Origin of the sequence: Thermofilum sp. (genome assembly GCF_038871435.1) — an archaeon.
Classification (GTDB): Archaea; Thermoproteota; Thermoprotei; order Thermofilales; family Thermofilaceae; genus Thermofilum; species Thermofilum adornatum.
Genome location: NZ_JAVZIC010000016.1, coordinates 1 through 6395, shown reverse-complemented (window position 1 = coordinate 6395; position 6395 = coordinate 1). Strand labels below are relative to the sequence as shown.

General features: G+C 45.8%; 4 protein-coding genes, 1 tRNA gene and 1 CRISPR repeat array. Of the genes, 1 reads left to right on the top strand and 4 read right to left on the bottom strand.

The window, feature by feature from the left end:
• Positions 1–1612: hypothetical protein (locus tag QXT17_RS09755; protein ID WP_342815845.1), on the bottom strand; the 1612-nt coding region annotated here is incomplete at its 3' end.
• A 164-nt stretch (positions 1613–1776) separates the two neighbouring features.
• Between QXT17_RS09755 and QXT17_RS09750 the strand changes: the two genes are divergently transcribed.
• Complete coding sequence (locus QXT17_RS09750) at positions 1777–2175, top strand: hypothetical protein (protein ID WP_342815844.1); 399 nt, start codon at positions 1777–1779, stop codon at positions 2173–2175.
• Between the two features lie 433 nt (positions 2176–2608).
• Positions 2609–4203: direct repeats of the CRISPR family, unit length 25 nt; unit sequence GATGCAACTAAGAAAGAATTGAAGG.
• Between the two features lie 513 nt (positions 4204–4716).
• Here the strand turns inward: QXT17_RS09750 and QXT17_RS09745 are convergent.
• The 3 genes from QXT17_RS09745 to QXT17_RS09735 all read right to left on the bottom strand — a co-directional run bounded on the left by QXT17_RS09745 (position 4717) and on the right by QXT17_RS09735 (position 6385).
• Positions 4717–5172, bottom strand: a complete 456-nt coding sequence (locus QXT17_RS09745) for a hypothetical protein (RefSeq protein WP_052887201.1) — start codon at positions 5170–5172, stop codon at positions 4717–4719.
• Positions 5169–6065, bottom strand: coding sequence for a ParA family protein (locus QXT17_RS09740; RefSeq protein ID WP_342815843.1), 897 nt, complete (start codon positions 6063–6065; stop codon positions 5169–5171). Before QXT17_RS09740 ends, QXT17_RS09745 begins: the two co-directional genes overlap by 4 nt.
• A 207-nt stretch (positions 6066–6272) precedes the next feature.
• Positions 6273–6385: transfer RNA gene (locus QXT17_RS09735), tRNA-Arg, on the bottom strand.
• Positions 6386–6395: the final 10 nt, after the last annotated feature.

Below are 6395 nucleotides of genomic sequence, written 5' to 3'. Positions count from 1 at the left end.
CACAAACAACCAAAAACAAACCACTAGGACTAAGACTCATCCTAGCCCCAGCAGACGAAGGACAAGACATCCACCTAGGACCATTCGGACCCACACCAGTACTCTCACCACTCCAATAACAAAAAACATTTAAAAAACCCAATAATAATACTAATAACAGGGGCGTCACCCCGCCCCTGAAAGTCCACCCCCCGCTATCAAAGAATTGATATATCAAAATCCGTAGCGGGGTGGGGAAGCCAGGTATCCCGCGGGGCTCATAACCCCGAGGACGGTGGTTCAAAAGGGGTATAATGGGTGACGCCCCTCTCCTGGACTTTTTTGGCTGGGGTGGGTTTTCCGCGAGCTCGAGCAGCCTGTGTAGTGTAGGTGTTTTCGGCTTTAGGTTTTGTTTCCGTGCTAAAGCTTTGATTGCTTTACGCCATTCCTTGTATCGCTCTACGAGCTTTAGTATTTCACGTGTGTTTATCTGTAGTATGTAGTAATCTTTCCACGTGTATATGATCGTATGTATGCCGATTTCTGCAATGGATTTTGCTAGTCTTTCTGCTTCGGCGGGATCTTTAAGTGCTGTGCGTGCATGGATCTTGTATGAATATTGTGTGCGCGAAAAAGTCAACCAAAATGTATAGCCTTTCAGTTCTGCACGAACCGGGTGTTGCTCTATCACTGCTAGTTGCTTGAATACTTTCCATTTTCGGAAGTCTAGAATGTCGAGATATTGTCCGTAGCCTATTCTGTATGCGGCCTTGAGTATTTGTGGGACTATTTCTTTTGGCTTTGTCACTTTTTTGTTACCAATGCATATTCTGAAGGAGATTGAGTCAATTCCTCCATCTCCATCTCCGAGATACCACGTCAGTAATCCGAGCAAGTGACGATCAGCAAACTTCTGTGCCTGCTTTTTTCCTTCTTTTCCTCTCCATTGTTGCCTCCAAACCAGCGATGAAAGATTCCACCTAATAGTGGCACCATACATGTTCAATGATAGTCCGGCTAGATAGATACGCATGGCACCGAATCTCACTGCTGACCAAGCGAAAACTTGCCATCCTTGAGTTGTGGCCATAGCAGCGGCGCCGCCGTCATCGAGTTCATCGGAGGCACGCCATCCACTCTGCAAATGCTGTAAATGTTTGCCGGACAGGTTCAAAATATCTGGGAAAGTCGCCTTTTCACTGATACGATATATAGGCAAGAAGAACTTCCAATCGTCGTCAGTTCTGCTAGCCTGGACATGCCATTCTTCGCCTAGTGGTTGTATGTATAAGCCTTTTTTACCATGCAAGGGAGGACGTATAGTCACTGTGTTGTTATCCAGAGCTATCCAAAGTTTCTTGAGTTTAGCTTCGGCCTGCGGGTATGCTCTGTAGAGACACATAATCAGTTTTTCTGTGAAGTCCAGCAATAGGTATTCTTGTTCCCGTGGCAAATCGTATGTCCTTAGTATTGCTTCGGTTTTCTCGTGGAAGTATTTGGCATACTCGTCGAAGACATCTAACTTGTCAATGGCCAAACTTACTCTAGTATATAGTTCTGCTAGCAGTTCAGGTGTGGAACCTGTGAAGCCCGTCCGCCAGCCCTCGGGGCCTATAGCCGTACCCATCTCCATGCCTGCTCACCCCGGATCCATGGCTCCGGGGGCGCCCCTTTAGGGCGCGCAGAGGCATGGATACGGCTAGGCCCCGGGGGCCGGCGGGACGGGTAGCTCGCTGTGTATCATGGGAGATAGTGAGGGGCGATGGGTAAGCATGAGCGTGGGGTTCATAGGTTTACGTGTGTCGTGGATCCTTTGTTAAGCGATGTATAGTTGTGTGGTTCATGGCTGTCGGTGGCTGTGGCTGGCCCCCTTACCCCCTTCCCCTAGCCGCGCCTGCCAGGGTCTCCCGTGGCATGGCGCGACCCTCATTGCCCAGAGCCGTGCAGGGTCTCCCATACACGGCTTGGGCGTCGAAGCCGCCCCCTATCGTGGGGGGCGCCACCCATATGAGGGTGGGGGCGGAGCGGGGAAGAGGGGGAAGAAAAAATGGGAAAAAAGGGCCAGAAAAAAAGACTTGTTTTTTGGCGGACGGGCTTGCATACCGTAGGCTACTCGGCTCTCTGCGGGCCCCACCCCTAGCCATAGGCGTCCCCCCTACCCACGCCGAGCATACTACTCTTGGGGGTCATCCCTAGGGCTCGGCGTGTACACTTGGCCCCTGGGGGTGCACGTTGCCCAGGGGGCCTAGACTCAGTGCTGCTGGTCATGCGCCCACATGTGCGGGCTCGAGCGGCCAAACTCGAGAGAAAGTTACCAAATACATAAAACATGGAAAAAGGGAAAATCTTCACTACGACCACCTTTTATGGCAAACGCATGCCGCTTTTTGCCAATGTTTTCCTATCAGGAAGACTAAAAGTTGTTTATGAAGTTTCTCAACGAGAGGATTATTTTAAATTTAGGTTTACGGGAAAACGTCCCGACTTCAAACGGGGTGTTTCGGGAAGCTTCTCTACTGGGAAGTTTCAGAAGTTTCCAATGTGTAAATTTGTGTGCTAGGGCTGTTTTGCTGACTTCTTGCAGGAAAAAGCATTAAACATATAAACCACACCCGAGTAAAACATTTCGGATGCAACTAAGAAAGAATTGAAGGAATTGCTATTTATCTCTGGAAACTTCAAAAGCCAGAAATAGATGCAACTAAGAAAGAATTGAAGGCGATTTATCGAGAAATATTACTGGTTTCATAGCTGTGGATGCAACTAAGAAAGAATTGAAGGATTGACTGCAGTGTTTCCCTATATTCCTCAACCCTTGCGTTGATGCAACTAAGAAAGAATTGAAGGTCACATACGCGTATACCTTGGTCATCCCCATTAGCCAACGATGCAACTAAGAAAGAATTGAAGGACTTGATAATCCTATAGGTGATGCTTATAAGTCCTAGCGCCGATGCAACTAAGAAAGAATTGAAGGATGCTTTCCCCATCTGCTTTCTTCAAGAGGCCAATCCTGATGCAACTAAGAAAGAATTGAAGGTAGATTGAATCTAGTTTGAGGTGTTGAACCATTTTCCCACAGATGCAACTAAGAAAGAATTGAAGGCGAAGCTGGTAAGGGATAGGTCGAGCTTTGAAAATTCTAGCGATGCAACTAAGAAAGAATTGAAGGTTGCTTTAACAGCTTTCCTAGCTTTCTTTGCCTATTCATTGATGCAACTAAGAAAGAATTGAAGGACACCATGCCATACTCGTATTCCTTCCCGTCACGCCTCCTGATGCAACTAAGAAAGAATTGAAGGCTTTGAAAAAGCAAAGGCAAGTGACCCAGACTCGCTTGAGATGCAACTAAGAAAGAATTGAAGGGGAGCCTCTCCATCCTCAACTGGAACTCCTTAAGCTGTCTGGATGCAACTAAGAAAGAATTGAAGGTATCTGTAACGAAGCCAATATCGTAGCCACTATATATCCCGTGATGCAACTAAGAAAGAATTGAAGGAAGAGGATGTAGGCAATCAATTGCTGTGTGCTTTGCCTCGTTACGATGCAACTAAGAAAGAATTGAAGGGCGTATAAGCGGATACAATTCCTCCCCTGCCACTTCTGATGCAACTAAGAAAGAATTGAAGGTACTTGAAATTACACCTGCTAGAAAAGCAAACATGGTAGATGCAACTAAGAAAGAATTGAAGGTGAACGAAGTGGCTACATAGATTCCACGCCCCAGATTAGATGCAACTAAGAAAGAATTGAAGGTAGGGTCCTGTGTGGGTTCGGCGGGCGTCGAAAACGATATCGAGATGCAACTAAGAAAGAATTGAAGGGTTGTTCTTCGTGACGCTCGGAATAATCCATGCGCTCGACGATGCAACTAAGAAAGAATTGAAGGTTGAAAAAAGAGGTGCAGAAAAATGTGGTGGATATACGTGCTGATGCAACTAAGAAAGAATTGAAGGGGTGCTAGCACTGGCTGGAGCTCGTGCGGTGTGAAGAATATGTGTGATGCAACTAAGAAAGAATTGAAGGCACACGAGTGTCTGCGGGGGACTCGAGGGCGCGGAGCCACCTGATGCAACTAAGAAAGAATTGAAGGATGAATAAGGACATAAACCAGAAAATAAGTGTTTCCGATGATGCAACTAAGAAAGAATTGAAGGCGAAGCCGAAGCCGAAAATAGCGAAGCCGAAAATCAAGAGCAGATGCAACTAAGAAAGAATTGAAAGGTGAAGACGCAGGGCTGTTTTTGAGTACTGTGAATTGGCTTGTAATAATTTTGTTATGTTTGTGTATAACTTTGTTATTTTTGTTTTTCTCTGTTTAAAATACATGTAATAACATTGTTATCATAAATAATAACGATATTATGCTATGTGATAACTTTGTTTTTATGGCTTTTCTGCTTTTTGGTTCTTGGATTATGTAGTTTTGTTCTTGAGTCGCTTTTCTGGGTCTAGTTTGTTTGGGCAATGTGTAGCGGGATAAAAGACGAATAAGTGGTGTGGCGAAGTATGTTTTAGGGGATGGTTCCAGGAGAGGATGGGTTGAAAATTGTGTGGGTGGCTGGTGGGTATGCGGATTAATGGCACTGTTGGGGCTGTTTTTTAGTGAGTTTTGTAACGCGTTTATCAAAGGGTCATGGTTTGGTGGTTCTCTAATATCAACGTGAATTTTCGATCATTACGAGTCCACTGAGCTACAATGGAAGATAATGTCGTGGGTGTCTCGAAGCATGTCCTTTAGTGAATGCTTTGGCTGTGCGACTCGTGAAGGTGGGGGTCCATCTTTAGAGGGTTTCTTAAGGCTTCCCTGAGGATCTTGGGGTCTCCCCGCCCAATCATGAACATGTAACCAATAGGCGTTAAGTTTATGATGGCTAGAGCTTTGGAAACATGGTTCTCGCATTTATCGCTTAGCGCTGTGTCGAGCACGTGCAACAGGTAGACCTTGTCATAGCCATGAAGAAGGAGCGCAAGCGCTTCATCCAGTCCCAAGTAGAATTTAGGTGCGTCTTTGAAGTATTTTACTTCGATGGCTATCTTCTCATTGTTTTTCTCTAGCTCAATGTCCGCATCTGGGGATTGTTTTCCCTTCCCGCTCATTATTCTTTTTACTTTGTAGCCTTTTTCGCTCAAGACGTGGGATATGTATTTGTAGGCCTCCTCTTCACTGGCGAAGTCCTGCAGTTTTTTCACCCTTTTGCCTTGTCTCTTACCACGTAGTCGTAGAATTCGTCGAAGAAGCTTTGGAACTCTTCCTCTGCTTTTTTGTCTCCAATTTTGTACAGGGGTTTGTGTTCTTCTAGTGATTTGACGTATGCTATTCTGTCGTAGAGCTTAGTCTTGTAGACTGGTATGGAGTATTTGTCGTAGAGCTTCTTGCCGCGTATCTCGTCGGCTATCTCGTCTGCTATTTTGGCATGGGTGCTTGTCTTTATCTTGTTGAAGACTATGCCTCCGCATAGTGGTCGGTCTTGTCGTCCAGCGAGTGCGATCTCGTAGAATGCTTGGTTGAAGAAGTCCTTTGTGAACATGCCCACTGTGACGCGGCCGAAGTCGTCTGGAATGAGTGGAATAAGGAAGTAGTTGCTTGCGCCTAGCGCCATTCTTGAAAGGGCGCCAAGAGTTGCCGGCGGGTCTATGAATATGAAGCTATAGTTGAGCTGTGAAAGCTTCGTCAATAACTGGTACAGTATGAGGCTCCACCCGAACCCTTTTGCGGCAGATCGAGAAATGATTTCTCTTTCAAGGTCTATTATCCTTGAGTCCCCAACTATAATGTCGAGCCTTGGACTCCAACCGCTGGATGGGTTTGTTTTATACGGGTTTATTATATATTTAGAGATGTTGGGGTCCTGGTTGTTTATTGTCTTGTCTAGTAATTCGTGGATTGTTTGGTTTTGTTTTTCAAGGGCTTGTTGTTGATCGTACCCTAATAGATATACGGATGCCCCAGCCTGGGCGTCTAGATCTATTATGAGTACTTTGTCTGATCCCCCTATTTTTGTCGCCAGCTCGTTAGCTGTATTGACTGTCAGAGTTGTCTTGCCTACGCCGCCCTTCACGCTAAGAAAAGTTACAACCTTCACAAGTGTAAATTTGAATTATATATAGTTAAATTTTATGTAGGTCTGGAAACTGGTCTAGAGAAAATTTGACTATTGAAAAATTTTTGGAATAAACCGCAGAGAACACTTTTTGGATTTCCGATGCCTTGAGGCTTCAATATTGTTGCTTGGGTCTTGCAAGGGTTCTGGTTGTGGGTCTTGTGTTTATTGTATACTATAATGTCTTGATGGCGGGCCCGCCGGGATTTGAACCCGGGACCTGCGGCTTTCTTCGTGTTTTGTGTTGTTCGCGGTTTTTCGGCCTAGAAGGCCGCCGCGCTTCCTAACTGCGCTACGGGCCCAAGGGTTTTC